Annotated in this window: 23 protein-coding genes and 1 pseudogene; 12 read left to right on the forward strand and 12 right to left on the reverse strand. The window is 44.0% G+C overall.

All coding sequences use genetic code 11. The features are described 5' to 3' along the window. Positions 1 to 239, reverse strand: a pseudogene (locus BM232_RS14800) (hypothetical protein); the annotation flags it as partial. Positions 240 to 383: 144 nt separating this feature from the next. Here BM232_RS14800 and BM232_RS07060 point away from each other — a divergent pair. Continuing rightward, on the forward strand, positions 384 to 1,043 hold the full coding sequence (locus BM232_RS07060) for a YoaK family protein (protein ID WP_091712859.1): 660 nt from the start codon (positions 384 to 386) through the stop codon (positions 1,041 to 1,043). Between the two features lie 72 nt (positions 1,044 to 1,115). Here BM232_RS07060 and BM232_RS15210 read toward each other — a convergent pair whose 3' ends face one another. Continuing rightward, positions 1,116 to 1,244, reverse strand: coding sequence for a hypothetical protein (locus BM232_RS15210; RefSeq protein ID WP_281248277.1), 129 nt, complete (start codon positions 1,242 to 1,244; stop codon positions 1,116 to 1,118). 11 nt (positions 1,245 to 1,255) lie between these two features. Here BM232_RS15210 and BM232_RS07065 point away from each other — a divergent pair, with 11 nt between their 5' ends. The 3 genes from BM232_RS07065 (at position 1,256) to BM232_RS07075 (ending at position 3,814) form a co-directional block, all read left to right on the forward strand. After that, on the forward strand, positions 1,256 to 2,092 hold the full coding sequence (locus BM232_RS07065) for a 23S rRNA (adenine(2030)-N(6))-methyltransferase RlmJ (RefSeq protein ID WP_091712861.1): 837 nt from the start codon (positions 1,256 to 1,258) through the stop codon (positions 2,090 to 2,092). Between the two features lie 98 nt (positions 2,093 to 2,190). Beyond that, positions 2,191 to 2,946 (forward strand): aminotransferase class III-fold pyridoxal phosphate-dependent enzyme, encoded by a 756-nt coding sequence (locus BM232_RS07070; RefSeq protein ID WP_245752836.1) that lies wholly within the window; start codon positions 2,191 to 2,193, stop codon positions 2,944 to 2,946. A gap of 193 nt (positions 2,947 to 3,139) precedes the next feature. Further along, positions 3,140 to 3,814 (forward strand): type 1 glutamine amidotransferase, encoded by a 675-nt coding sequence (locus BM232_RS07075; RefSeq protein ID WP_091712864.1) that lies wholly within the window; start codon positions 3,140 to 3,142, stop codon positions 3,812 to 3,814. Between the two features lie 39 nt (positions 3,815 to 3,853). On the opposite strand, the gene BM232_RS07080 is transcribed toward BM232_RS07075, so the two are convergent. The 6 genes from BM232_RS07080 to BM232_RS07105 form a co-directional block, all read right to left on the reverse strand. Then, on the reverse strand, positions 3,854 to 4,306 hold the full coding sequence (locus tag BM232_RS07080) for an MOSC domain-containing protein (protein ID WP_091712867.1): 453 nt from the start codon (positions 4,304 to 4,306) through the stop codon (positions 3,854 to 3,856). A gap of 75 nt (positions 4,307 to 4,381) precedes the next feature. Next, positions 4,382 to 4,729, reverse strand: coding sequence for a cupin domain-containing protein (locus BM232_RS07085; protein WP_091712869.1), 348 nt, complete (start codon positions 4,727 to 4,729; stop codon positions 4,382 to 4,384). 25 nt (positions 4,730 to 4,754) lie between these two features. Beyond that, complete coding sequence (locus BM232_RS07090; protein ID WP_091712872.1) at positions 4,755 to 6,125, reverse strand: NAD(P)-binding domain-containing protein; 1,371 nt, start codon at positions 6,123 to 6,125, stop codon at positions 4,755 to 4,757. A 166-nt stretch (positions 6,126 to 6,291) separates the two neighbouring features. Beyond that, a complete protein-coding gene (locus BM232_RS07095) occupies positions 6,292 to 7,074 on the reverse strand; it encodes a PAS domain-containing protein (RefSeq protein WP_091712874.1) in 783 nt (260 codons plus the stop codon). Between the two features lie 2 nt (positions 7,075 to 7,076). Continuing rightward, a complete protein-coding gene (locus BM232_RS07100) occupies positions 7,077 to 7,757 on the reverse strand; it encodes a response regulator (RefSeq protein ID WP_091712877.1) in 681 nt (226 codons plus the stop codon). Beyond that, positions 7,754 to 8,923 (reverse strand): ATP-binding protein, encoded by a 1,170-nt coding sequence (locus tag BM232_RS07105; RefSeq protein WP_091712880.1) that lies wholly within the window; start codon positions 8,921 to 8,923, stop codon positions 7,754 to 7,756. The genes BM232_RS07100 and BM232_RS07105 overlap by 4 nt, the downstream gene beginning before the upstream one ends. Positions 8,924 to 9,224: 301 nt before the next feature. On the opposite strand from BM232_RS07105, the gene BM232_RS07110 reads away from it, so the two are divergent. The 4 genes from BM232_RS07110 (at position 9,225) to dsbG (ending at position 14,043) form a co-directional block, all read left to right on the forward strand. Beyond that, complete coding sequence (locus BM232_RS07110; RefSeq protein ID WP_091712883.1) at positions 9,225 to 11,549, forward strand: DUF1989 domain-containing protein; 2,325 nt, start codon at positions 9,225 to 9,227, stop codon at positions 11,547 to 11,549. 37 nt (positions 11,550 to 11,586) lie between these two features. Beyond that, complete coding sequence (locus BM232_RS15255; protein WP_091712886.1) at positions 11,587 to 12,588, forward strand: methyl-accepting chemotaxis protein; 1,002 nt, start codon at positions 11,587 to 11,589, stop codon at positions 12,586 to 12,588. Between the two features lie 110 nt (positions 12,589 to 12,698). After that, positions 12,699 to 13,115, forward strand: a complete 417-nt coding sequence (locus tag BM232_RS07120) for a plastocyanin/azurin family copper-binding protein (RefSeq protein ID WP_091712889.1) — start codon at positions 12,699 to 12,701, stop codon at positions 13,113 to 13,115. Positions 13,116 to 13,266: 151 nt separating this feature from the next. Further along, entirely contained in the window at positions 13,267 to 14,043 is a 777-nt protein-coding gene (gene dsbG, locus BM232_RS07125; protein WP_091712892.1) for a thiol:disulfide interchange protein DsbG, read from the forward strand. A 24-nt stretch (positions 14,044 to 14,067) separates the two neighbouring features. Here dsbG and BM232_RS07130 read toward each other — a convergent pair whose 3' ends face one another. Next, on the reverse strand, positions 14,068 to 15,036 hold the full coding sequence (locus tag BM232_RS07130) for a helix-turn-helix domain-containing protein (RefSeq protein WP_091712895.1): 969 nt from the start codon (positions 15,034 to 15,036) through the stop codon (positions 14,068 to 14,070). Between the two features lie 179 nt (positions 15,037 to 15,215). Here BM232_RS07130 and BM232_RS07135 point away from each other — a divergent pair, with 179 nt between their 5' ends. From BM232_RS07135 to BM232_RS14895, 4 genes are read left to right on the forward strand one after another with little or no spacing between them, the layout of a single operon-like run. Next, on the forward strand, positions 15,216 to 16,628 hold the full coding sequence (locus BM232_RS07135) for an ethanolamine ammonia-lyase subunit EutB (RefSeq protein WP_091712897.1): 1,413 nt from the start codon (positions 15,216 to 15,218) through the stop codon (positions 16,626 to 16,628). Further along, positions 16,618 to 17,487 (forward strand): ethanolamine ammonia-lyase subunit EutC, encoded by an 870-nt coding sequence (eutC, locus tag BM232_RS07140; RefSeq protein ID WP_245752837.1) that lies wholly within the window; start codon positions 16,618 to 16,620, stop codon positions 17,485 to 17,487. The genes BM232_RS07135 and eutC overlap by 11 nt, the downstream gene beginning before the upstream one ends. A gap of 54 nt (positions 17,488 to 17,541) precedes the next feature. After that, on the forward strand, positions 17,542 to 18,909 hold the full coding sequence (locus tag BM232_RS07145; RefSeq protein WP_177207280.1) for an ammonium transporter: 1,368 nt from the start codon (positions 17,542 to 17,544) through the stop codon (positions 18,907 to 18,909). Positions 18,910 to 18,911: 2 nt separating this feature from the next. Next, positions 18,912 to 19,079: a hypothetical protein gene (locus tag BM232_RS14895; RefSeq protein WP_177207281.1), complete on the forward strand. Its 168-nt coding sequence runs from the start codon at positions 18,912 to 18,914 to the stop codon at positions 19,077 to 19,079. A gap of 71 nt (positions 19,080 to 19,150) precedes the next feature. Here the strand turns inward: BM232_RS14895 and BM232_RS07150 are convergent, their stop codons facing one another. The 3 genes from BM232_RS07150 to sbmA form a co-directional block, all read right to left on the reverse strand. Beyond that, positions 19,151 to 20,626: a PepSY domain-containing protein gene (locus BM232_RS07150; protein ID WP_091712902.1), complete on the reverse strand. Its 1,476-nt coding sequence runs from the start codon at positions 20,624 to 20,626 to the stop codon at positions 19,151 to 19,153. A gap of 2 nt (positions 20,627 to 20,628) precedes the next feature. Beyond that, positions 20,629 to 22,767, reverse strand: a complete 2,139-nt coding sequence (locus BM232_RS07155) for a TonB-dependent receptor (RefSeq protein WP_091712904.1) — start codon at positions 22,765 to 22,767, stop codon at positions 20,629 to 20,631. 277 nt (positions 22,768 to 23,044) lie between these two features. Next, positions 23,045 to 24,283, reverse strand: coding sequence for a peptide antibiotic transporter SbmA (gene sbmA / locus BM232_RS07160; RefSeq protein ID WP_091712907.1), 1,239 nt, complete (start codon positions 24,281 to 24,283; stop codon positions 23,045 to 23,047). Between the last annotated feature and the right edge of the window lie 296 nt (positions 24,284 to 24,579).

The raw sequence follows: 24,579 nt of genomic DNA on the forward strand, positions 1-24,579 counted from the left end.
AGTAATCTATCTGCTCGCTTTATGCGATGTTTTTCTTTTGCTGGAGAAGCAATGCCTCTTCCCAATGCTGTGACGGTAGCTGAGGCACCGTTCAATAGACTGTCAATGGCATCGGTTAATGCACACCTTCGGCGTGAATGCATATCAGGCGTGACAAGTGACATTGTTTTCTTCAATATAGGATGAACATTCATGGTGTTTTCGGCTGGTTGTATTTGTTTGGCGATAGATCTGATCACCAAATGCCATGAATGTTCCCTAACGTATCAACTAGACCATTGATTATTAGTAATTATTTGTGGGGATAGCTCAGGGTCAGAGTGTTTGATTTCGCTGAGGCTCATCATTTAGTGGGATATTAGCTGTAAAGGAGTGTTTGAGCATTGATTTCACAACTACCAAAATGGGTAGAGCTGGGGGCTTTCATCCTGGCTTTGGTTGCAGGTTGCGTTAATGCTATCGGCCTACTTGGCTTTGAACACCAGTCTGTATCGCATTTATCAGGGATCGCAACTCTTCTTGGCACTGAACTGCCAATTCTGTCATTGCAAAATATATTGCACCTTACTGGGATTTTACTTTCATTTCTGGGTGGTGCTTCACTGGCTGGTTTTCTACTTCATGGTTCAGCTCTAAAACTAGGCCGACATTACGATACAGCGTTATTTATTGAGTTTATTTTATTGTGTATTTCTGCATGGCTTTTACTTTCAGGCTCGATTTATGGGCACTTCTTCGCTTCGGCAGCTTGTGGGCTTCAAAATGCACTGGCGACAACATACAGCGGTGCAGTTATTAGAACCACTCATGTTACCGGTATTTTTACTGACTTAGGCATTATGTTGGGTGCTATTTTCAGAGGCAAAGCTCTTGATCATCGAAAAGCAAAGCTATTTTTATTTATCATTTGTGGCTTTATTTTAGGCGGAACATCTGGTGCATTGCTTTACAGCGAATATGAGTTTAAGGCGTTATTTTTTCCTGCCGTTGTATGCCTGATAATGGCGGTAACTTATCGTGCATATGCTAAAAATCACAGCTAATACACCAAAAACCAGGAGGGCCAGAGTGTTTTGTTTTCGAGCAATGTAGTCCAGGCTAAATACCGTATCCAATTAATCGACTACTTCTAACGGTACGAACTTACTGTTATTCAAAATACTGAAATTTAAGCCCAACAAGATTTTCCACTCAAACCAGTCACTAACAGGCATAATTTGCAGAATAATTTCATTTACCTGCATAGGACTCTGCTTTGTTAAGTTATCGTCATTCATACCATGCGGGTAATTTCGCGGATGTGTTGAAACATATTGTGCTGATTGAGTTGCTTCAGCATATGGTGAAAAAAGAAAAAGCCTTTAGTTATATTGATACCCACTCAGGTGCGGGGCTGTATCACTTACGCTCAGATCATGCAGAAAAACTTCAGGAATATCAGCAAGGTATTGCTAAGTTGTTTAATCTCGACTGGTCAGAGCTGGCGGCTTATCAGGCAGCGGTAAAAGCTGTGAATACCGGCAATGATTTGACGTTTTACCCTGGCTCACCAATGTTGGCGACACAGTATTTACGCTCTCAGGATCAAGCTTGGTGTTTTGAGCTGCACCCGAAAGATAGTGTCTTTCTGACAAATAATTTGCGCCCATTTAAGCAGGCTCGTGTCAGAAGAGAAGATGGTCTGAAAGGTTTGCTGAGTTTATTACCGTCGGAGTCACGTCGGGCACTGGTATTGATTGACCCGTCTTATGAGATAAAGTCAGATTATGATGAGGTCTTTCAGACGGTGGTTAAAGCCCATAAAAAGTTTGCCACGGGAACATATGCGATCTGGTATCCAGTGGTCGACAGAGCGCGTATTAATCGACTGGATAAACAGCTGATAAGTAGTGGCATCACCAATATACAACGCTATGAACTTGGCTTAGAAGCTGATTCCTCGACACGCGGTATGACTTCATCTGGCATGTTTATTATCAATCCACCCTGGCAGTTAATGGAAACCATGACGGCATTATTGCCCAAACTGGTGAACGCTTTGGGCGAAAATACCGGTGCGTTTTATCGGGCTGATATTCTGGTGGCACAGTAAAGTAGTCAACCCGCCGAAATTCCAACGGGTTGAATGTGACCTATTGTTAAAAGTCTAGTTGAGCCCCTAATTTCACTGTACGTGGCATGCCCTGAGCCATGCCATTACTACCTGCTGAAGTCAGCCAGTATGCTTCGAAATTAACGGGCTTTAAGCATGTGCCGTTCAATGATATCAATGCGGTATTAGCCGCCATTAATAAGAACACGGTGGCAGTGATGCTGGAACCGATTCAGGGGGAAGCTGGCGTGATTGCTGCTGATCAGGCTTTTCTCAGACAACTACGAGAAATGACCAAAAAGCAGGACCTATTACTGATTGTGGATGAAGTGCAAACAGGGATGGGACGGACAGGTCAGCTGTTTGCTCATCAGCATGCAGGGATACAAGCAGATGTGATGACCTTGGGGAAAGGATTGGGGGGCGGCTTTCCACTTTCAGCGCTTTTAGTCACTGATCAAGTTGCCTGTTTTGACTTGGGTGACCAAGGAGGCACCTATAACGGTAACCCATTAGCTTCCGCCGTTGGACTGGCAGTTCTTACAGAGCTGACCCGACCCGGCTTTATGGATGCCGTGAATGAAAAAAGTCAGCAACTTAGGCATGCCCTGGAAACACTTCAGCAGCAGGATAGATATGGACTTATAAAATCGGTAAGAGGCCAGGGTTTATTACAAGCGATTTGTTTTCATCGGCCGATAGCCAAAGCGCTGGTGAAACGTGCATTCGAGGCAGGGTTATTGATTAATGCTGCACAAGCCGATGTTATACGCTTTATGCAATCATTACTGGTCACCGAAGATGAAATTAAGCTGATGGCAGACATTATGTTGCAACAGGTACTTAACCGTTAATAGTAGGGAATATAATTGGCTAAACATATCGGATTTCGGCAAAGATCATAGAGCGCTGTTTCTTTCGTTTCTTTCTTCAACTATTCTAGCGATAACAATTATTTAGCGTGATCATTGTGATCGTCGGTGGGATAGCTGACAGATGTAAAGTGAATCAGCATCTCGGAAAGAAAAAGTTTACGGAGTATTCATAGTGCAGAAAGTAGCCATTTTGCAGCATGCAGAGGGTGAATGGATTGGCTCAATGCAGGGTTGGTTTGCCGATAAAGAGTTTGAATTACAGACCTACCGCCTGGATTTTAATGAAGCATTACCCACGATTGATACCTTTGATTGGTTATTAATCATGGGCGGCCCGATGAGTGTGAATGATGAAGACTCTTATCCATGGTTGCCTGATGAGAAAAAGCTGATTAAAGATGCGATTGAAACGGGTAAAAAAGTGTTGGGCATTTGCCTGGGTGGACAATTGATTGCCTGTGCGATGGGAGCTAAGGTCTACCAGAATGAGCAGCAGGAAATTGGCTGGCATACAGTCACGAAGACCGATGATACCGCGACCTGGATGCCGGATTCGTTTGAGCCTTTAAGCTGGCATGGTGAGTGTTTTGAACTACCTGTTAATGCGTTTCCATTTGCCAGCAGTTTGATTACGCCGTATCAGGGGTTCCATCTGGGTAAATATGTCTGGGCATTACAGTTTCATCTAGAGGCTGAGCACGGTACGGTAGAAGCGTTTTATGCTATCGAAAAGTCATTACCCGATGGCGAATATGTGCAGAGCGAAGCTGAGTTATTTGATGACGCGCCGTATTTGCAACAAAGCCGTGAAGCGATTTTTGCGTTATTACATCAAATGAATGATTAAACACGTCATGTAGTGAGGCTTCAGGCCTCACTTCATTGTTTAAGTAACTTTAAATGTCATACCTGACTGGATTTCACCATCACTCAATACATCGGCACGTAAACCACTTTTATGGGTAAAGGCTTTTACTACTTCTTTTTTGGTTAAAGTGTCATTACTTAATAATTTACCGAGGATGGCACAGGGCTCACACAACTCGACGCCTTTGAAACGCACATCACCTATCAAAAATTCTTTGCCAACCAGATCATTGAGACGAATGCCCTGAGTGATGACATTGCGGCGGGTATCGGCCAGTTGAATACGTTGCTGATAATTATTGTTGAAGGCTTCGATTTCTTCCATTTCAATAAAGGTAATATTCTGGCCCGGCCATTTTGCCTTATTAAAGTTGCGATCGCCGACAATGCCTTTACCTGTGATGAGGTTAATCTTATCGACCTGAAGCTGTTCTCCAAGACTTTTTTCAGCAATAAAAATCGTATGAATCATAGCTATGTCCTAAATAAAAAAGGAGTGAATACCTAAGTATCCACTCCAAGGAACAGATCGTTCAAAAGCATTCGATTACAGTTTTAGCACAAAGTGTTTAGTCACTGGTTCGATAATTTCCCAAGTACCGACGAAGGTTTTTTCAAATACCATTGATTCGCCAGCACTGAGTGTCAGAGGTTCACCACCTTCAGCTGTCACAATGGCTTTACCAGCCATAATATGGACAAACTCCCAGCCACCATAGGTTGCATGATAGGTGCCTTCAGTCGCTTCCCAGCGACCTGACAGTATGCTGCCATCTTCGCTTTTATATTCAATCCAGGTTTTCATGGTGGGGTTACCCGTCTGTTTCACCCAACCGTCCAGATCCGATTCGATCGGCTCGACGGTTTTATCAATAATCTTGGTGACGCTTGTCATGATGTTCTCCAGTTTAATATTTTATTTACGCTTCTTTAGCGACAGGAATTTCGCTCTTATCTGAGAGATAGGCTTCCAGCGAGTCATCCAGTGCATCTATCCATGGGGTGTGATGTTTGGGTGCCATCGTGCCTGTCATCAGTGAACGATATGAATGGTCACGGAAGGTCATAATGTTTTCTTTCTTGTGATGTTTCCATTCAAGGAAGGTTTTGTTGGTGGCCGGAATATCAAATGAAGGATAGTCGGTCATATCGATAAGTTGCTGGATGTAATTACCTTGATAGGTGTACATATCTTCGGCTGTGACCATTTTCAGTTCTTCTTCACGCCAGGCCATGCTGTCAGCTTTCATTTCTTCTTTTGATGGCAATGGGATACGACCCATAATCACATCACGGGCATACCAGGCTTGGGCATCAAACATATTGAAGCTGTACCATTGATCCTGCATACCAATGTAGAAGAATTTTGGATTGTCTTCCCACACCACGCCTTTATAGAGGCCGAGCGGCCATAAACGGTTGTTGGTGACTAAACGCAGATCATCATTGAGGAATGGGAAATGATGAATGTAGCCAGTACACAGAATAATGGCATCGACTTTTTCTGATGAACCATCTGCAAAATAGGCGGTTTCAGTATCAACACGTACCAGATTGGGTCTTTCGTCCCAGTTTTCAGGCCATTTATAGTCCATCGGTGCCGTACGGTAACAACTGATCAGTTTTTTCGCGCCATATTTATAACATTGCGAGCCGATATCTTCAGCTGAGTAACTGCTGCCGACCAATAAGACGGTTTTATCTTTAAATTCCAGTGCATCGCGGAAATCATGGGCATGCAGAATACGGCCGCCAAATTTGCCGAAACCTTCAAACTCAGGCACATAAGGTGTTGAGAAGTGACCGGTACAACAGACCACATAATCAAACTCTTCTGAGTAAATTGTGTCAGTGACGTGATCCTGCACGGTGACAGTGAAAGTCTGGCTGTCTTCGTTGAATTCAACATGACGAATAGCAGTATTAAAACGGATATATTTTCTGACACCGGCTTTTTCAACACGGCCTTTGATGTAGTCCCACAGCACTTCACGAGGAGGGTAAGAAGCAATTGGTTTACCAAAGTGTTCGTCGAAAGTGTAATCAGCAAACTCTAAACATTCTTTCGGGCCGTTTGACCATAAATAGCGATACATACTGCTGTGAACAGGTTCGCCATTTTCATCTAAACCCGTACGCCATGTGTAATTCCATTGACCGCCCCAATCAGCTTGTTTTTCAAAACAAACGAGCTCAGGAATCTCAGCTCCTTTTTCCTGTGCGGATTGGAATGCTCTTAGTTGTGCCATACCACTTGGGCCTGCACCAAGTATCGCAATACGAGTTGCCATAGTTGTTCTCCATCAGTCTTATTTAGTCAATCATGCTGTGAAAGTCGACAGCGCTTATAACCAAAATAGCTCGCTTTCTTAACGGGAGAAATCCTCTTGAGTGGGTAACCCAAAAGGGTAAAAATGGGGGTAGATTAGCCTGAAAAACTTAAGTTTAATCAGCTTCTTATCGTTTATTTGTTAATAGCAAAATGCCTTCAACACCAAGCACCATACCGCTTTTCGAATACAGGCCACGGCCTTTATCCTGAACACTGACTTCAGTGCCATCTGCTCGGGTTAAACGGTAGTGAATATCAAATGGTGAAAAGGTTTCCAGCGCTTGCTGCACATTCTCCCAGACGCGCGTTGCGTCATCCTGATGAATGATGGAACCAAGCGAAACTTGCGATTGGTTTAACATGCTTTCTGCACTGTAACCGGTGAGCAACTCGCAGCCCTCGCTGACATATTCCATGCTCCAGCTGGCATTATTTCTGGAGCGATAAAGCATGGCAGGCAAGCGATCGACCAGGCTTTGTAAACTGCGATGGCTGGCATGGCGAACTTCTTCGTTACGGACCTGCGGTGTGATATCGCATAAAGTGGCAGAGAGGGGATAGGGCTGATCTTTATTAACAGACTGAATACGCATTTCACACCAACGCAATTCGCCACTAGCACTAATCAAACGAAACCAGATGTTTTCATGTTGGCTTGGTGTGATCTTATTTAATAGTTGCGACCAGCTAGGGATTTCTTCCGGATGCAGAAAATCGGAAAACATGCGACCAAGTGTTTGTTCAACAGGAATACCGGTGATGACTTCCCAGTATTGATTAACAAATTGCACCTGCTGCTGTTTGTCGAACAATAACACGACCTCATTCAAACTATTAAACAGATGTAGCAGTTGTGACTCTTCTTCCTGTGCCTGTGAATGACGGCGAGGCCACTTCAGCAGTGTCATGTTTACACTTCCTTATCCAATAACTCAGCCGAGAGGTTACGATGTGCCCAGGCCGCCAACTCAAGCCGTGAATGCAAGTTAACTTTACGCAGCAGGCTTTTTACATAGACTTTGACCGTACCGTCGCTGATGCCCAGTTCTCGGGCGATCAATTTATTATTCAACCCCTTGGCGATATAGAACAAGGTTTCGCGCTCGCGCTCGGTCATATGAGACAGAATCGCATTGGATGGGCTATTTTCATCTTCTTTATTTTCACGAAGATGACTGGCTAATGAAGTGACAGCGCCAGCATTCATCGCCACATTGCCATGTAATACCGACATCAATTGCGACAAAATTTCATCGGGCGGTGTGTCTTTTTGCAGATAACCATTGGCACCATAACGTAAGGCTTCGAGTAATTTATCCTGTTCGTTACAGGCGGTGATAATGATGATTTTTAATTGATCATCATGCTCGCGTAGCTGTTTTAATACGCCGAGGCCAGACTTGCCGGGCATTTGCATATCGAGCAGTAAAATATCCGGGTAGGTATTTTCGATATTGTCGAGCAAGGCTTCTGCATTGTCATATTCGGCAATAACCGTCATCTGCTCGCTGTCATTCAGCAGCTCGACTACACCTCGACGAAACAATGGGTGATCATCGACCACCACTACAGAAATCGGGGTATCACTCATTCATTCGCCTCCAGATTCAGGCTGAGATCCACCCGGGTTCCTCCTTCCGGACGATTATTAATCATTAATGTTGCGCCGATACGATCAGCGCGTTCTTTCATGATTTGTAAACCAAAGCTGTCACTACGAGCCGCTTCGGGGTTAATACCGGTACCGTTATCTTCTATGTGGATTTGTAGCAGTGAACTGGTTTTGAGCAGTAACACCACACGCGCATGTGTGGCATGAGAGTGACGGACGATATTGCTGAGGCTTTCACGAACGATGTAAAGCATTTGCATCGACTGTTGTGGTGACAGCATATTCAGCGGCAGGCGGTTATCCAGCTCAAAGACGATGGCCGATTGATGTTCAAACTCTTTAATGGAATTAATCACGCCTTGTGACAGATTGTCACTTTGCATGGTCAACCGTGATGAGGTGATGAGTTCACGCGTCTGATGATAAGCACATTGTGTGTATGAGGCTAGATCTTCAGTAATCGGTTTCAGTGAACTGAACTCAGCTTGCTGACATAGTTTATCCAGTTTCAGACTTTTCAGTCGTAAGTAACCCAATACCTGTGCCAGTGAGTCATGTAGTTCAGCAGCATACATGGCGCGCTCAGATTCCAGCGCCTTTTTTAATTTACTTTCGTTGTGATACCAGGCTTGTAGACCTTTATATAGAGTAGTTTCAATGCTGGCCGTTTTCCACTTTAGTTGTTTGGCGCTGGGCGCAGCACCGTGGAATAAAAATAAGGACCAGACCGTTAGATTATCGTGCTCAAACAAACGGCTGGGCGCGATAGTCAGATCATCAACCACCATCATCTCGCTGGCATCAGGGGCTTTACCAACCGTGAATAAATGATGCAGTGATTGCATCAGTTTTGCTGCTGGAGCCTTGTCCAGGCCGTGGTGCATAAACGTTTCTGAGGTAGATGGGTTACTGAATAAAATGATCAGTTCTGCATGTTGTGCAGGTGGAAACAGATCGTTGATTAGCCACTGTAAGGATTTAAGTACGCCAGGCAGGGTTTCACTGATATTTTCAGCGGTAGCCAGTTTAAAGGCTAAATCGTTGAAATCGACTGATGGTAATTCCTTTTTCTTGGTAACAGCACGGACTGTTTCACCAAACCAGGATTGTCCATCTATCCAACTTTTGAGTTTGATATTGAGCATCTTTACTACCTTTGTAACATCCACGTCGGAAGGAGGTGGTCTGTATTACATATGTTTTGATCTGTAACAGCAGATTTTGTGCCATTTCATTCGACTTTTGCTGGTTTATAACCAAGGAGGTAACCCATCAGGAGGATTGATTTATGTTTCCTGAAGGTAAATATTGTTAAACCCAGAGAAATTTATTTTTTTGCCGGACAGAAAGCGAAACTGGGTGCACTTTTCTGGTTCAGAAACGCTCAGGTCTGCACCAGATATGAACAAAATTAGGCCGGCTTTTTGCTGGAAAACAAGGTGAATCATGCTAGAGATGATCAAAGAAGAATGGGAAGAAGACAGATTTTTGAATCTGCAATCCCCCATAGATAGTCAGCAATTTCGTGTTGAGGGCCAGCAGGCGATAAGGCTGCTTTTGCATACAGGTGATGTGCTTGAAATACGCAGTGTGGATAGCGAACAAGCTGCCGAGATAATTGTGCTGGATATGGAAGGAAAGTCAGCACCACAGTTATTAGACAGCCGAGCGCCGGTGACAGCTGACAATATTCAACAACAGTTGCAGGAAAAAGGCACAGCAGCCAAGGCCTTAGCTAAGCAGTTTGAGAACTGGCAGATTCAAGCTGAGGATTATCAGACGGTATTACGAGTCGAGGGTGATGAATCGTCATCATTCGTTGCTTATGCTGATTTAACGGTTGTTATTGTGGCTGCAGGGCCCAGCATGTCAATTGAAGAGCATACACCGCCTACTGAATTACAAGTGATGGTGAAATATGCTGAACCAGTAGCAGAAGTCTTGCCTGAACCTTTGGCTGAGGTCAAAAAAGAAATACGAATTCCCCGTGCATCAGCCCGCACCTATGAGGTGAAAAAAGGCGAGTGGATCCAGATCATTGATGTGTCTGGTAAGCAATGTTCTGACTTTATCGTGTTTGATAAACAGGCCTTGGAGCAAGGTAAAGAAGTGGGTCTGGATGCCACCGCAACACGTACGGTGATGGGATTAAGCAATCCTGTGCCTGGTTTGCACTCACGATTTCTGGGGCCGGATATGATGTCGATGGTCGAAGTCGTGCAGGACACGGTAGGCCGCCATGATAGTTTCCTGTTCGCCTGCACAGCCAAATACTACGAGGACAGTGGTTATTTTGGTCATATCAGTTGTACTGAAAACTTCAATAATGTGCTTAAGCCTTATAGCATCGAGCCTCGTGCAGGTTGGCCTGCGATCAATCTATTTTTTAACACCGGCATTGAACCTTGCGGGACAGTATTTATGGATGAGCCCTGGTCTCGTCCTGGCGATTATGTGCTGATGCGAGCTGATAAAGATTTGATCTGTGCTTCATCGGCCTGCCCGGATGATATTGATCCGGCTAATGGTTGGGTCCCGACAGATATTCACGTCCGCATTTATGGTGCTGAACACCATTTTCCACGTTCTATTGCCCACCGAATTACAGCTGAGGAGCACCCTCGTATGACCAAAACATCCGGTTTTCATAACCGTACATCTGCATTAACCAAGAAATTTATTGAATATGCCGGCTATTGGGTGGCTACTGAATATGAAGGTTGGGGAGCCAACGCGGAATATCTGGCCTGTCGTGAACGAGTGGCTGTGCTGGATTTAACACCGCTTCGGAAAATCGATATTACCGGTCCTGATGCCGTGGCCTTTTTACAATATGTATTGACACAAAATGTGCGTCGTATGGCGGTAGGTGAAATCGCTCACTCGGCGATTTGTCTGGAAACCGGTGGCATGATTGATGATGGCACTATTTTCCGTATGGCTGATCAGGTCTTCCGCTGGTTCTGTGGCGATAGTTACACGATGGTGTGGATGGCAGAAAAAGCCGAAGAAAAAGGCTTTAAAGTCAGTATTCGTAATGCCACGGAGCAGATTCATAATCTCGCCGTGCAAGGCCCAAATAGCCGTGAATTACTTAGTCAAATTATCTGGACTTCAGAGAGTCAGACCAGTGTAGAAAAGCTGAAATGGTTCCACTTTACCATTGGCCGCTTAGGTGGGCCGGATGGTGTGCCCGTTATGGTGTCCAGAACCGGTTATACCGGTGAACTGGGTTATGAAGTCTGGTGTCATCCGGATGCAGCTGAAACCTTATGGGATGCTGTTTGGCAAGCTGGACAGCCATTTAATATTGCCCCCATGGGTTTTGATGCACTGGATATGCTGCGTGTTGAAGCGGGTTTGAGTATGGCCGAATATGAGTTTGGTCCTGATGTAACTCCCTTTGAAGCAGGCACCGGATTTAGTGTGCCATTAAGTACAAAAGAAGAGGATTTTGTCGGCCGTGAAGCACTGGCTCGGGAGAATCCGGAAAGCCGACACAAATTAGTTGGCCTGATTCTTGATGGTGGAGAATCTGCAGCTCATGGTGATTTGGTGTATCAAGGTCGATTTCCAGTAGGTATTGTGACGAGTGCCATTCTCTCGCCTTTGTTAGGTAAACAAATTGCGATGATTCGTGTAGCCCCGGAGTTTGCAAAACAAGACACACGGTTGGAAGTCGGCAAGCTAGATGGTATTCAGAAACGTCTAGGCGGCGTGGTAGTTAAACTGCCATTTTATGATCCTAAGCGAGCACGATTGCTTTCATAAATCCAGCCTTCATAACCCTTAAAAGAGGAAACGTTGTATGGGGTGGAAGCTGTTTAATACTGGGCGATTACAGTCTGTTTCTGATTCAATTTTGTCGGTTGTTGATAAGTCAATTGAATCGCCATTTAACCGTGTTCCGCTATGGATGCAAGGTTATCTGCAAGCCCCGATAAAGCGTATTGGTGATTATCTGTCATCTCTGCAAAAAGAGCATCAGGCTGAAGTAGAACGGCTGAACCATGCCCATCAACAACAGCTGATACAACAGCGGGAAGAGTTTGAGCATGAGCTGAACGAACTTCGCCGGCAATCGGATTCGTTGAATCAAACTCTGTCTTCTGTATATTCAGAAATGGATCATTTGCAGAGTGAAAACCGGCGTTTGTCGAGCGAGCTGGATGACAACAATCTGGCTAAGTCAGCGTTGACCGAGGGGGTTTGGATGTTAACCCTGGTGAATGGTGATCCTGACGATGAAAAGAGTGTCATTATCTGGTCAGAGCAGTTCCGCCAGTTATTAGGGCATAAAAATGAGGAAGACTTTCCAAACGGCTGGGATAGCTGGTTAAAAGCTATTCATCCGGACGATCTTGATGTCACCTTGGAGGCATTCACCAAGCATATTAACGATAAAACAGGCATCACCCCTTATGTTGCTGAATATCGTTTAAAGATGGCTTCCGGTGATTATGTCTGGTTTCGCGAACGTGCCGCAACTATCAGAAATGAAGAGGGTATTGCCATCAAATCGGCAGGTGCGATTCGCAATATCAGCCATGAGCATAGTGCACGGGAGCTACATAATTTAGAGATGCAACGTGCTGAAACACGTATGACAGAAATCCTTACTGTGGCAGATGTGATCACGGAAATTACCCAGCAAACCAATCTACTAGCACTGAATGCCGCTATTGAGGCAGCTCGTGCTGGTGAGGCTGGACGCGGCTTTGCCGTGGTAGCAGATGAAGTGCGAAAATTGGTGTATCGTACGGAAGAAGCAAACGACAAAATACGGACAATGGCTCAGGCAGAGCACTAAGCAGTAAAGTGTTTTACATAACTTTACATGATTTTATTGAACCATATAGGTGATTATCATGCCCTACGCTATGAGTTTCACATATTTACACTCAATAAAAAGGAGAAAAAATGAGTACATTGAAAAAATCATTAGCCGTATTAACTCTTGCCACAGTCTTTTCTAGCGGTTTAGCCTTTGCTAAAGATGTCACTGTTCAGGCAGAAGGCACTAAGTTTGATCCACTGATTGTGAATGTGGAGCCAGGTGATACGGTCTATTGGACTAATATGGATATTCACAATGTTGACTTTAAATTTCAACCAGATGGGGCAAAAGACTTTAAGTCTGAAATAGGTCAGAACACGTCTCGTGAATTCACAAAAGAAGGTATCTATCTTTACCAATGTGATCCTCATATCGGTTTAGGTATGGGCGGTGCCGTTATCGTTGGTAAACCCAGTAATCTGGATACGCTTAAAGCAACTAAAATACATGGTGGCCTTGGCATGATTGCTCATAAAGTGCTTAAAGCTGAATCTAAGTAAATAACCACACCTTCTAAAAGTCTCTCTTCTAAAGGCGCTCAATTGAGCGCCTTTTTGTATGTTCAGCAGAAAACCACACGACTCAGTAAACTAATTCGCCTTTTAACTGACTTACACAGATGAATACTCAACAGTGGATTAGGATGTCTTGATGAAAAAAATGCTTATTGGTTTGTTGCTGGCAATCGTGGTGATCGCTGGTGGCGCTTACTTTTTTACTCAACATAGCACGGTGGACAAACAGGGTGATGTGTTGTCATTTATCAAAAAACAGGGCGTGACGATTATTGATAGTTTTGAGACGCCTTCAAAGTTAACGGGTTATGTTGGTACCTATAAAGACGAACCAATGAGTATTTATGTCACCCCTGATAAACGCTATGCCGTAGTGGGTGACTTAATTGATGCTGATGGCAAAAATCTCGGGGCTGATGCTATCAATCAACTGGTCACCAAACCAAAAAATGAAAAACTCTGGCAACAGTTAGAAGAGGCTGACTGGGTGCAGGATGGTGATAAAAATGCGCCGCGCATTATTTATACTTTTACCGATCCTTATTGTCCTTATTGTCATAAATTCCGGGAGATGGCCGAACCTTATATTGCCGAAGGCAAGGTGCAGTTTCGTCATATTATCGTTGGTATTCTTCAGCAAAAAAGTCTGGCTGCTGCTGCCACTATTATGGGATCAGACTCACCAGAAGAGGCGTTTCAGCAACATCGTCAGTTGAGTGAAAAAGGTGGTATTGCTATAGACAATGCCAAAGCATCTAAAGGTAACGATATTGTTTTGGCCAATAATCACTTGATGGAAGACTTACATATGCACGCTACACCAACCAATGTGTATAGAGATAATGACGGTGAGATTCAGGTAGTGGAAGGGATGCCAGTTCAGCAGGAGATTAAACGGATTTTTGGAGAATAAGAAATGCCATCCTTGGCTGGCAAATTAATTGTGTCGACGTGAAATGGTGATAGAAGGATTTTCACCAAACAGTTCGGTGTAGTCATGAGTAAATTGTCCGGCATGGGTAAATCCCCAGTGCTGGGCAACCATGGCGATGGTTTCGTCTTCCTGCAAGCCTCGAAGCAAGCGGCGTCTGACAGCATTTAAGCGTGCCATTCGAATAAATTTCACCGGACTGATATCCAGCACATCTTCAAAACTGTATTGCAGTGTTCGTCGGCTTACATGAGCCAGATCACAGAGCTCGGTAATAGTGACGTGTTTGCTTGGATTGGCATCAAGGTAAGCCGTGACTTTTGCAACAACGGCACGTCGTTTACTAAAACTGGGCTTTTCTGTTATCGGCCCATCTTGTTTTAAGACTTCAAGCATTGCCATCATCAGATTTTCCTCATGTATCTGCCTGGCGATATCACTTTGTACGGGTGATATCACCTCGTTTAATACTTGCCGAAGCTGATTGAGCTTATGTGATTCCCAGACTCTCAGCGGGGAATCGAATACGTGGGTATCCAGAAGGATGTCCTGTTTTTCAGCAATCTGTTGCAGACTATCCTGATTCACCACAACACCAAAAATATCAAAGTCTTCCGGTGTAATAAGTTCAAACTGGGTATTGCCAGGACGGATCATCAACTGATTTTTTTCCACCTGATGCCCATTTATCCGGCATGACTTCTCATCTGCAGCAAACCCCATCCAGATGGCATTTGGCCAGACATTACACTGCTGACGAACAGCACGACTGGTGTGTTCACGGAAAGCGTGAACATGCTCAAACATGACTTCTTCAATACGTCCATAAAATTGCCCCAGACTGATTTGGTCAAATTGTTGCTGCCAGGCTTTTAAGTTATGTGCTTGTTCATCCACATCTTCGGCTTCCAGAACGCACCAACGCGCAGCGGTTTTGCTCTGTTTTGGTGCAAATTTTATATTTTCTTCTTTCATTTGCTCCCCTTATTTATTTTTCAATATTCAATTTATGTCAATAAGTTGCTGAATAACAACCCAAAAAACTTTTGCCAATTTTCGATAGTCACCCGGTATAAATCTCGCAAGTTCACATTAGGAAACTTTGTTTACTTAAAGGCAAAATTTATTCCAAGTAATCGGAAATAAAGAAGTTTATGACACAGACATATCGTTACCAATTAGGCACCAAGACCTATCAGTTCGCTGATTTAGCTGATCTGATGGCAAAAGCCACGCCTGCGCGTTCGGGCGATCGCTTGGCGGGTGTCATTGCTGACAGTGCCGAGCAACGTGCTGTGGCGCAATTGCTGTTGTCTGAAGTGTCGCTTAAAACGTTTCTGAATGAAGTCCTTGTGCCTTATGAAGAAGATGAAGTTACACGACTGATTATTGATGAGCATGATGTGAATGCGTTTGAGCCCATTTCACATATGACGGTGGGTGATTTCCGTAACTGGTTATTATCAGATAAAGCCAGCAGTGAAATGCTGAGTCAGGTTAGGGCTGGGGTGACCCCAGAAATGGCCGCTGCTGTTTCTAAAATCATGCGTAACCAGGATTTGATTCTGGTGGCACAGAAGTGCCGGGTCGTGAGTGCATTCAGAAACACGATTGGTTTACCTAAACGCTTATCAACACGCTTGCAGCCCAATCATCCAACTGATGATGTGAATGGTATTGCAGCCAGTATTCTTGATGGTCTGTTGTATGGCTCCGGTGATGCTGTTATCGGTATTAATCCGGCAACAGATAATGTGGCTCAGGCAACTCGCCTGATGCAATTAATGGATGAGGTAATTTCTTTATATGAAATTCCTACTCAGTCCTGCGTATTAACCCATGTCACCAATACCATTGAATGTATTGAAAACGGTGCGCCAGTAGATTTGGTGTTCCAGTCTATTGGTGGTACTGAAAAAACTAACAGCAGTTTTGGTTTTGATTTAGCGACCTTGGCGGAAGCACAACAAGCCGCTTTATCACTTAATCGTGGCACGGTCGGCCAGAACGTCATGTATTTCGAAACTGGGCAGGGCAGTGCTTTATCGGCCAATGCTCATCACGGTCTGGACCAACAAACCTGTGAAGCCAGAGCCTATGCCGTTGCCAGAAAATTTAATCCTTTACTGGTCAATACCGTGGTCGGTTTTATCGGTCCGGAATACCTGTTTGATGGTAAAGAAATTACTCGTGCAGGCCTTGAAGATCATTTCTGTGCCAAGTTATTAGGTCTGCCGATGGGCTGTGATGTCTGTTACACCAATCATGCCGAAGCCGATCAAAATGATATGGATAATCTGCTGACCTTATTAGCGACAGCAGGTTGTTCTTTTGTGATGGGTATTCCGGGATCGGATGACATCATGCTCAATTATCAGACCACCTCATTCCACGATGCTTTATATGCTCGCCGAGTCTTAGGATTGGGTGCTGCCCCCGAGTTTGAGCAATGGCTGGAAAAAATGCAGATCATGACTGATGCCAGTCATGCCAAGTTATCAAATCAGTTACCGCCAGCCTTTGCCGGTACCTTGAGAGGCTTAGCCACAGGAACACATGATGGTTAAGGACGATCGACTCACTCATCTCAGGAAAAAAACTGATGAGGCTATCGTCACGGATAACCCATGGCGTCGTCTGCGTGAATTTACCGCAGCCCGCATTGGCCTGGGCCGAGCTGGTGTCAGTACGCCAACCCGGGAATCACTTGAATTTCAGTTAGCTCATGCTCAAGCACGTGATGCCGTGCATACCGAGCTGGACTTTGCCGGCTTACAACACGACCTAATCGCGTTAGCTGAAAAATACCCGACATTAAACAGTGAAAAGCCACTGATGTTGCACAGTCAGGCAACGGATCGAATGACCTATTTACAACGCCCGGACTGGGGTAGACAGCTAGATGAAACCAGTCTTGCGGCACTTGAACCCCACAAAGCAATAGAGCCCTATGATTTAGCCATTGTGATTGCCGATGGTTTATCTGCCACCGCTATTAAAGAAAACGCTGTGGTGTTTATTGAAACCTTAGTGCAAGCGATGCAAGGCAGTGAACATTCTTATTCTCTGGCCCCCATCGTTCTGGTCGAGCAAGGCCGTGTTGCTGTAGGTGATGATGTTTGTGAAGCCTTAAATGCCAAAGCTGTTTTAGTGCTGATTGGCGAACGTCCGGGCTTAAGTTCACCGGACAGCTTGGGCTTATATCTCACATGGGCTGCGAAACGCGGCCTGACCGATGACAAACGTAACTGTATTTCTAATGTAAGAAAGGCCGGACTTTCTTATTTTGCTGCGTCTCAGAAAAGCCTTTATCTGCTGACTGAAGCCCGCAGACTCCAGTGTTCTGGCGTTGCTATCAAGGATCGCTCTACCGATAAGATTATTGATAGCAACGCCGTTCAAACCAGCTTTTTGCTGGATAAGTAGCGCCAACCAATAAGGCGAATGTGTATTAATGTTAACTAATAAGAGGATAGAAAGATGGACAATGCGCCAACGCTAGAATCCTTGCAAGCGGCACTCGATGCCCAGCAAGCGGTTTTTCAAATGCATCAGTCTATGAATGTCGAAGTGTTCTATTGGTGGTGTACCGCCATTATGATCATGATTCATGCTGGTTTCTTGGCCTACGAAATGGGGGCTTCACGTAGTAAAAATGCTTTAGCAGCGGGTATTAAAAATATTCTCGCTTTAGCGGTCATTATTCCAACGTTTTATTTGTTTGGCTGGTGGATTTATAACGCTTTCCCGAACGGCTTTATTCCTATTGAGGCTGCTGGTGCCTTGCCATGGTCAACAAGTATGGGACCTGATGTCACTGATATGGGAACAGGTATTTTCTGGGCGGCGTTTGCCATGTTCGGTGCAACAACCGGTTCAATTTTATCCGGTGCCGTTATCGAACGAATTCGTGTCAGTGCGTTTTTAATTCTGACTGTATTCCTGGGTAGCGTGGTATGGATTCTAGCTGGTGCCTGGGGTTGGCATCCAGATGGTTGGTTACTGACTAAGTTGGGCTATCACGATGTCGGCGCATCAGGTGTGGTTCATGCTGTAGCTGGTTTCTTCACACTAGGTGTACTGATTAACTTAGGTCCACGTGTGGGTAAATTCATCAATGGTGTGGCTCAAACTATTGCTCCACATAGCTTACCTATGACGCTTATCGGTCTGATGATGATTATCTTCGGTTTCTTCGGATTCCTGGGTGGTTGTATCATCTTCAACGGTGGTGAAACAGGTTGGACAACTATCTATAACAACCCAACTAACTTATCTGCATTTGCATTCAATACGCTGATGGGCTTTGCTGGTGGTGTTATTGGTTGTTATATCGCTAGCCGTGACCCATTCTGGACGATGTCTGGTGGTCTGGTTGGTATTATCTCTGTAGCTGCTGGCTTAGACCTTTATGACCCTGAGTTAGCATTCATCATTGCTGTTGTAACCGGTGTTTTAGCTGTTAAATTTGCTAAATTGATCGAAAACTTCGGTATTGATGATGCCGTTGGTGCGGTGGCTGTTCATGGCTTCACTGGTGTATGGGCAGTATTCCTTGTTGGTGTGTTTGCCGCTGGTATGCCTAATGTTGGTGATTTACCGCCAATCAGCTTTGTTGGTCAAACAATCGGCGCTATCGTCATGGCTGCAGTCGGCTTCATTCCAGGATATGGTATTTCATTAATTCTGAAAAAAGCCAATGCGTTACGTGTACCTAAAGAAGCTGAAGAATTGGGCTTAGATGAAGTTGAAATCATTGCTAAGCCTTATCCAGAAGTGAATGGTGTCCCTGCTGTGACATCAAGTGATGTGCCAAATAAATTGGCTAATTCAGAACCAGGAGTGTAATTATGGGAACATCAATTAGTTCATGGGAAAATGTTGGCGCTTATTTTACTTTCGCTGATAATCCAGTTGCATTGGGACTCTTTACCCTCGGTGCTGCTGTAATCATTGTTGGTCTGATTGCCTCAATTGCTAAACATGAAAACGAAGCATTTGAGAAAATCGAAAAATAAGCCAGACCTAAGCATGACCTAGTCATGTATCAACAAATAACCCCGGTCTTGTATCGGGGTTATTTTTTGTTTTAAACAGTGACTTTAATATGACGTTTTACACGACGCCATCCCACCACAATGCCACTGATACAAATCAATAAACCACCCAGACTGAATGTCACAATTAAGCTTTCTCTCACTACAGGCCTTTCTAGCAGAGGTTGCCAATCCCAGCTGTGTAAAAGATTAAATAAATAACGTGCTATACGTCGCTGACTGTCTATCGACTCAAGAATTTCACCGGTCGCTGGATTGATATGTAACCAGGTTTGAGCATGATCATTAAATTTGACGCGAAGTATGGGTAAAGGCCGTTCACGGTCGCCAAACATACTTTGTTCTGCACGGTTGTAATAGTAAAAGTCATAATGAGTTAGCCAGATAAGATCACTCTCAGCAGATGTAGAGATAGTCTGAATAGCTTGTTTTAGCGTGATAAATGGAATTTGTTTATACACCCGGTCAGTATTAACTAAAGGTGTGACCAAACGCTTTCCATGCTGATCCTGTGCACTGACCCAAACCTGACCTTTCACCTGATGCCAGCTGAGTTCTCGTGGTTTAAACTCTCCAGCCTCAAAACGTTTCAATAACTGTGCGCTAGAAAAGGGTGATGACAGTAAGGATGCATTCTCTCCTGAATAGCGTTGAAGGGAGAGCTGTGAAGCATTACTAAATAAGTTCCATGGCCGCATCGACATCAAACCACTGAAAATCCACAGAATGAGCAGGACACCAAAAAGCATTCCGCCGATATGATGCCAGCGAGCAAAGCCTTTGCGATAGGGTGAATGAGAACCACTGCGATAGGTTTTAGAGAATCGCCAGCGTTTCAGACCAAGATACTGACCAAGTAAGGACATAATGGTTGCTGCCAATGACAGGTAGATAATCATATCGGCCCACCAAGGCATGGATCTCACCGGATAAATCCAGTGAAGCCAAGCGCCCAACCAGCCCCAGCTACGTTCAGTAAAGGTGGCATCTCTGACAATCATGCCACTGTGAGATGAGATATACAGTTGTGTTTGATCCTTATCATCCAGGCTGACCACATGTAATGGTCGCTCTGCATTGAGTGCGGATGATTGTGTCCAGGCATCCTTATCAATTAAACCTCGATAGTCAGCATGGGCATCAGGATACATACTCTTAGCTGATTGAATAGCTTGCTCAGCATCAATGTGATGAATGTTTTCACCGGTTATTGCATTAATAGCAATAACGGGCTGTTCAGGATAATTAAAAAGATAGACTGGCTTATTGGCAATAGAGCTCAATTTAATATCAGTGGGGAGCTCTGTTTTACCCGTTTGTCTAAAGGCATCATTAATGTTGATGTAGTTTCTGTCTGAAGATAAAACTGGCAAGGATTGTAAATGTTCAGCCAGGGTAAGCTTGGGATATCCGACAAATAACATCACCATGCCAGAGATAAACCATAGGGCCATGAAGATACATAGCCCTATGCCTAACCAGCGGTGCCACAAAAAAAGCTGGCGCATATTTAGTACTTAAAGTCTAAGGTCAATTCCACGCTTCGTGGTTCACCCACATAATATTGTGCATTAGATTGGTGAATAAATGTCGCGTAGAGCTTATCTGACAGATTACGACCACGCAGCGTCAGATCTAAGTGTGGATCGATAGCGTACTTAATATAAGCATCATATAAAGTATAAGATGGTACTTTGCGTGTATTGCTATAGTTTTGGTATACAGAAGAGACATAACGTGCTCCTACACCTGCTTCCCAGTTAGTTGTTGGTTCATAAATAAACCACAGATTAGCTAGACGGTTTGGGATATTATGTGGCCGTTTCCCATCATAATTACCTGAAGAATTAGAAAATTCATCAAATTTGGCTCTGACGAAAGCCGCATTGGCTTCAGTTCGTAACGTTGGAGTAATAAGGAATGATGTTGCTAACTCGAGACCTGTTGAGGTTTGTTGGCCGGCTTGCACGGTTTCATTTGGATTGGTTGGTGATGATACCGAAATATCCTTACGAACAATTTGATATGCGGCGATAGTCGCTGTTCCGCGTCCATCGAGATAGTTGAACTTGCTCCCTACCTCAATCTGACGACCACGGCTGATGTCAAAGTCCTGTACTTGTGATTCACGGGCGCTGGTCAATGTACCACCGGGTGGTTCAGCTGATGTGCTGTATTGGGCGTAGACACTGATATCTTCTGTGACATCAAAAACTAAGCCTAGGCGACCAGTAAAGGTATCCCAGTTACGCGTAACATTCGCAGCACCGGGGCTTGGGGTATGATGAAAATTAATATGATCAAAACGCAATGCTGAAATCAAAGCGAGTCGATCAGTGAGTTTTTGTCTGTTTTCAGCAAAAATAGAGAATTTTTTTACTTTATTGCTACGGCCTTTCTGCAATGCCCCCATTCCTGAAATATCGTAGAAATTATCAGGAGCGAAGTTGTCTGGGGTGACGGTATCAAAGACACTACTGATCGATGTTGGGTAAATAGTTTGTTGATTGACACTATAATCGAGGCCCATTGCCCAATCACTTTGACGACCAAATAATTCACCATTATGTGTGAGCTCGATACGGTTACCGTTGACTTCCTGATCATGACGTTGCTGATAAGCGCCTGCCCGATCAATTAAAGTATTGTTACTGTTGTATGTATATTTCTCTAGGTTACGGTAGTCACGTTGTCCATCATAATGATAGAAGGTGTTTCGTAATGCTGTTTTATCATTGAATTGATAGTCAGTGATCGAACGTAGCCAACGAACGCGCTGCTCATAACGGCCATCTTCTACGTTGTAGTTTTCAAAGCGATTATGTTTGTTGATTTTCAGGGTGCCAGATTGAGGTTGTAATGTGGGAGCTCCCCAATATGGGCTATCTTCTTTTTCTTCCAGATATTCCAGTGCTAAGGTGTGTGATAGCTTGTCGTTAATGTCAGTTAACCATGAAAAAGCCATGTTATCAGCACGATTTTCCTGACGGTCGATATAGCCATTAGTTGATGTATGACTATAATCGAAACGAATCCAGTTGTTAGCATTTAATGCTTTATTGATACCAATTGATGATTCTGTTGTGTCATAACGACCATAACTGAGCCGACTGGTGATATCTTGATCGCTGCGTTCAGCTATTTTGGTGATGTAATTAACACTACCCCCTACAGAACTGGTGCCATATAAAAAGGACGATGGACCACCAATGAGTTCAACACGATCATAAATCCAGGCACCGATAGGGCGGTTGGCAGAACTGTATGCGAGGCTGATGCCATTATATAATTGGTTAACTTGAGAGCCATTAAAACCACGGTAAGACACATTACCTCCCCAACCTGGCGGTGCTGAAGCATTGACGCCGGGAAGGATGTTGACCGCATCTTGAAAATCACGAGCACCGATTTGATCCATCAGTGTTCTATCTGCAATAGCGACAGAAGCTGGATTTTCTCTGAGTGTGAGTCCAAGTCTTGAGCCAGCTTCTGTAGGGGTGTCCAGATTAATCATTGTGGGTGCTGTTTTATCACCGGTCACAAGTAAAGGGGCTAACTCTTTTACATCATCTGTTGATTCACTGTCTGCATAGGCTGGTGTCATTAAACTAGCCAGAATAACGGACAGAGAAGTTATATTTCTCCGCATAAAATTTCTCTCCCAAAAAATTAGCAGCAAGGCTACATGGGATGAGAAAAGATAAAGTGCGTGATTTACATTACTGTTATGGCATATGACTAAAAATAGTGGCAATAGTCATATCGATAAAATAATTGTTTAGGCACAATCGGAAAATAAGCCCGGCCTGAGCATGACTATGTCATATATCAAAAAATAACCCCGAGCATATATCGGGGTTATTTTTTGTTTGAAACCGTGATGTTGATATGACGTTTTACATAGCGTCAACCCACCAGGTTGTCATTTATTGTGTCGCGTGCTGATCAATTTCGGGTAATGGCTCATTGTTTATAGACGCTTCAAACGATTTTAAACGTTTATAGACCGACAATAGTTCAACGATAGTTGTCCATGAGTTTACTAAATACTGGAATGACGAACTGACTTGACTGAATGCCGTTAAAATCTGCTGCAAAATACCAAAGGTAATCGCGCCTGCTGCAATAGTTGGTACCAAGATTACATAAGCAAAAATATTATCTGCTTGCAGGTATAAACTTCGCGCCACATTGAAGTACATATAATGAATGTACAAAGTGAAATAGTTTTTACGAACATTAGCAAAGAGTTCTCTTAAGCTCATTGGGTGAGCCCGCAGATGATCATCTTCACCATAAACCAGTTCTTTACGATAGGCCGCTTCAACACGCTGATTTTTGAATTCCAAGCCCGGTAACTTTATGCCGACCAATGCCAATAACCCAGTACCGAATATGGACCAAATAAGGGCGGCCACAAATAGTGGATGGGCGATTTCGCCGACTAAAGGTAATTCTTTCACGTATTGCGATAAGGACCAAAGCACCGGTAAAAACGCGAATAAGGTCATTAGAGCTTCAACAAGTGCTACGCCTAAATTTTCCATAATGGTTGCGAAACGCATTGTGTCTTCCTGAACCCGTTGCGAGGCACCTTCAATATGACGCACCTTGCTCCATTGTTCAGTGTAATAATCATTCATCGCCGTTCGCCACCGGAAAATATAGTGGCTGACTAAAAAACGTGTCATCACATAAATGAATACCGCTAGAAATGCGATTTCCGCGAAAATAGCAATTAAATCATATAATTGAGCAGTAGTAACACCGCCGTCGGGTGATAAGGCGTTTTGTACCGAATCAAAAAACGGCCGCCGCCAGTTATTTATTGCGACTGATACCTGCACAGAATAATAAGTTGAAAAGAAGATGACCGCGGAACCTACAATCGACCACCACTGCCAGCGACTGGGCGCCGCGATAAACCAAAATGCTGCAAATATAGCAACGGTCACAAAATAGAAGAGGTAGAAGGTTAAAAACTCATTGGTAACAAAATGCCGCAAACCGATGATTGGTTCTGCATCTGCATCTGCAGCAACCGGTAACCCAATAGCAGCAGATATGTCCGTGCCAAAAGCCACCCAGATAAAGGCGCAAAATGCTAACCACAAAATAACTGATGGCCAAAACCAGCCAGAGTTGGGAAAGAAAGATTTAAACATGATTGGCTTACTCTTATTTTTATGATTCAAATTATGGCATGTTGACAACATGTTGAGATGCTTTATTCATGCGCCTATGCAAGATATGTTTAGCTATTTGAAATTAAACATAAAAAAATCAGCTAAATTCAGACTGGTAATGCGTTTATCCACGTGACCGGCTGATAGCCGCATCTGTTTTGAAACAAATGTGATGAGATTTCCTGTCTAGGGTAGACATGATTTTATCTGGATTAATATGAATAAATATTTGACGGAAAAATAATGCTACACGGTTATTTCGTTTAATCTAAATG

It is taken from the genome of Methylophaga sulfidovorans (assembly GCF_900114205.1).
Classification (GTDB): domain Bacteria; phylum Pseudomonadota; class Gammaproteobacteria; order Nitrosococcales; family Methylophagaceae; genus Methylophaga; species Methylophaga sulfidovorans.

Excerpts from the sequence above, each read along its gene's own strand:
- BM232_RS07080 (WP_091712867.1), bottom strand. The coding sequence starts at position 4,306 with ATGATTCATACGATTTTTATTGCTGAAAAAAGTCTTGGAGAACAGCTT.
- BM232_RS07090 (WP_091712872.1), bottom strand. The coding sequence starts at position 6,125 with ATGGCAACTCGTATTGCGATACTTGGTGCAGGCCCAAGTGGTATGGCA.
- BM232_RS15255 (WP_091712886.1), top strand. The coding sequence starts at position 11,587 with ATGGGGTGGAAGCTGTTTAATACTGGGCGATTACAGTCTGTTTCTGAT.
- BM232_RS07130 (WP_091712895.1), bottom strand. The coding sequence starts at position 15,036 with ATGAAAGAAGAAAATATAAAATTTGCACCAAAACAGAGCAAAACCGCT.
- BM232_RS07135 (WP_091712897.1), top strand. The coding sequence starts at position 15,216 with ATGACACAGACATATCGTTACCAATTAGGCACCAAGACCTATCAGTTC.
- BM232_RS07120 (WP_091712889.1), top strand. The coding sequence starts at position 12,699 with ATGAGTACATTGAAAAAATCATTAGCCGTATTAACTCTTGCCACAGTC.
- BM232_RS07070 (WP_245752836.1), top strand. The coding sequence starts at position 2,191 with ATGCCATTACTACCTGCTGAAGTCAGCCAGTATGCTTCGAAATTAACG.
- BM232_RS07155 (WP_091712904.1), bottom strand. The coding sequence starts at position 22,767 with ATGCGGAGAAATATAACTTCTCTGTCCGTTATTCTGGCTAGTTTAATG.
- BM232_RS07100 (WP_091712877.1), bottom strand. The coding sequence starts at position 7,757 with ATGAGTGATACCCCGATTTCTGTAGTGGTGGTCGATGATCACCCATTG.
- BM232_RS07095 (WP_091712874.1), bottom strand. The coding sequence starts at position 7,074 with ATGACACTGCTGAAGTGGCCTCGCCGTCATTCACAGGCACAGGAAGAA.
- eutC (WP_245752837.1), top strand. The coding sequence starts at position 16,618 with ATGATGGTTAAGGACGATCGACTCACTCATCTCAGGAAAAAAACTGAT.
- BM232_RS07105 (WP_091712880.1), bottom strand. The coding sequence starts at position 8,923 with ATGCTCAATATCAAACTCAAAAGTTGGATAGATGGACAATCCTGGTTT.
- dsbG (WP_091712892.1), top strand. The coding sequence starts at position 13,267 with ATGAAAAAAATGCTTATTGGTTTGTTGCTGGCAATCGTGGTGATCGCT.
- BM232_RS14895 (WP_177207281.1), top strand. The coding sequence starts at position 18,912 with ATGGGAACATCAATTAGTTCATGGGAAAATGTTGGCGCTTATTTTACT.
- BM232_RS07110 (WP_091712883.1), top strand. The coding sequence starts at position 9,225 with ATGCTAGAGATGATCAAAGAAGAATGGGAAGAAGACAGATTTTTGAAT.
- sbmA (WP_091712907.1), bottom strand. The coding sequence starts at position 24,283 with ATGTTTAAATCTTTCTTTCCCAACTCTGGCTGGTTTTGGCCATCAGTT.
- BM232_RS07150 (WP_091712902.1), bottom strand. The coding sequence starts at position 20,626 with ATGCGCCAGCTTTTTTTGTGGCACCGCTGGTTAGGCATAGGGCTATGT.
- BM232_RS15210 (WP_281248277.1), bottom strand. The coding sequence starts at position 1,244 with ATGCAGGTAAATGAAATTATTCTGCAAATTATGCCTGTTAGTGACTGG.
- BM232_RS07145 (WP_177207280.1), top strand. The coding sequence starts at position 17,542 with ATGGACAATGCGCCAACGCTAGAATCCTTGCAAGCGGCACTCGATGCC.
- BM232_RS07085 (WP_091712869.1), bottom strand. The coding sequence starts at position 4,729 with ATGACAAGCGTCACCAAGATTATTGATAAAACCGTCGAGCCGATCGAA.